Raw genomic sequence first — 2,231 nt, forward strand, 5'->3', positions numbered from 1 at the left:
TTTCAGGGTTTTACATACTGTTCAGTTTTCAAGGTTCTTTGTTGTTGTCTCATCGACAGCTTATTTATATTATCATAAGCAATTGACTTTGTCAACAACTTTTTTATTTTATTTTTAATCTTTCTCAGAAACCCGTTTGCGTTTCCGCTCTTATTTCTTCGATTGATTTGCCCTTGTCTCAAGGACGTATGTTATGATACCAGAGTTTCCAAGGATTGTCAACGATTTTTCTATATTTGCTATTCTTTTTATTTTGTTGCGATTTTTTAGAATATTTTGTCATTTCTATTTATTTCACACATACTAGATTAAAAAATCAGCAGCATTCCCACCAGCTTATTTTGATCCTTCTTGCGGAAATGCCGCTGATTTATTTTGCGCCATTTTCTTCTATTATCATATATACAACTATTTGCTCTCTTCTCTTTCCAAACACTACAGTAACGAGATTGCGGTGTGCCATTTTTCAAAACTGTACATAATATATAATTTTAATAATGGGTATGGAAAAAAGCGACTGAAAAATCCAGATACCGCCTGTTTGAGAAGCTCACTTCCCTGTTTCAGGAAATTAATCTTGAGCTTCAATACACGGGGATAAAGTTCAGTATTAATACAGAATACTCGCCAGAATACTTAAAGGAAGCCGCATCGAAATACGCAGAAATCTGGCAGTTGGATGAAACAACGTTTGTCGCCGGTAAAGGACATCGAAAGTCAGTCCAGCAGCGCCATTATGAAAAACTTAAGGAATATCTGTCAAAGCTGAATGTGATGAAAATAAAATCAGCTGCATAAATTTAAAAATCAACAAATTTATGGGGTAAGGAGGAAATGCTCTTTTAGAGACTACTTCGTTTATAATTTTTTAGTGTGAACTACTCGGCAACTAAGTTACCCGAGCATCTGAAATCTGGCGGGATACCGCCTTTTTTCAGGGTGCGTCCATGACACCACTACTGCTTACCTTTCGGCTATACAGCTACTTTTATTATTTCTGGATTCTTTAGTCCGGTTACGAACAGTTCTTTCTGTTTTCCGGATACGGAAAGATATTTACGCAGGATATTAAAGGCTCCTACTGCATCCGCATTATATCTTCCTCCATCCGTTATATACATACCCCGCTCTTTTCGGTTTGATGCTTCTGCATATCTTTTTGATAATTCTGGTGAAAACGGGCTGCACTGGCTGGTATAGCTTTCTTCCTGTTTTGTCAGTGATATTCCATACAGTTTTAGTTTATATTCCAACATGATATAAAGTTTATTATACGGCAGTCCGTGAAACTTCTGGTTTGTCTTGTGCCCTATATCTTTTCCTTTACGGATGTTTCGGATATCTCCTATGATTACACAGTTTATTTCTTCTTTTCTACAGTATTCTGCAAGCCATCTGGTCACCTTATGAAGGTAATCCTTTACTGCATTCTGTTTTTTCCGATAAAGCCTCTTGATGTGTTTCGATGATCGGGGATATTTTATGCCATTTTCCACCTGCTGTGCATACCATATTGATTGAACCCTGCTGATTTCTTTGTGAAAGTACCTTTCCAGCGAAAGATATTTCCTTCCCAGAATAAAAGTTTTTCCATTTCCGGAATCATAACAGGTCATCAGATTATGAAGTCCAAGATCAATTGATAAATAATGACCATTCTGAGGAAGCGGTTCTGGCTCCTTGACCTCATAGATAACAATAAGGTCACATTTTCCATCTTCCGGTGGATAGATCCGCAGCTGTTTTATGTGATCCATGTTCCTGAAAATCTTATTTTCAAGATATAGAAATTTTTCATGAATCCCGTAAGTTTCTTCCATATAGCTTTTCAGATCCTTTGACAGAGACAGCCGTAATTGGTCGGAACCTTTCTCGTGCCGGATTCCCATCTGCATGTAAGTGATCGGTATATTGTCCTGTTTAAATCGCGGCGGATTTGGGTCTTTGATCCCACCGGTCTTTTTAAGGACATAAAATGATTTCCAGGCTTTATCCAGCTGCTTGCAGGTCTCCTGCGCCGTCTGGGACGGAAGCTGTCTATACCACAGCTCTCCTTTATGCGCTTTCTTCTGATAATACCAGTCAGGATACTTCTTCAGCCCCAATTCTTTATATCGACGGCGTTCATAGTTGCAGACATTCCAGAGTTTGGAAGCAGCATAACACATATGCCCTATAATATTAGAATATTCCGGCCGGATATTGACCGATGTTCTGTGCGACAACAGCAT

Annotated in this window: 1 protein-coding gene; it reads right to left on the reverse strand. The window is 38.4% G+C overall.

Annotated features, from left to right (window positions below; all coding sequences use genetic code 11):
• Positions 1 to 974 precede the first annotated feature (974 nt).
• A complete protein-coding gene (locus DXC57_RS15320) occupies positions 975 to 2,231 on the reverse strand; it encodes a transposase (RefSeq protein WP_279221109.1) in 1,257 nt (418 codons plus the stop codon).

Origin of the sequence: Clostridium sp. TF06-15AC (assembly GCF_003481165.1) — a bacterium.
GTDB lineage: Bacteria > Bacillota > Clostridia > Lachnospirales > Lachnospiraceae > Otoolea > Otoolea fessa.

Excerpts from the sequence above, each read along its gene's own strand:
- DXC57_RS15320 (WP_279221109.1), bottom strand. The coding sequence starts at position 2,231 with ATGCTGTTGTCGCACAGAACATCGGTCAATATCCGGCCGGAATATTCT.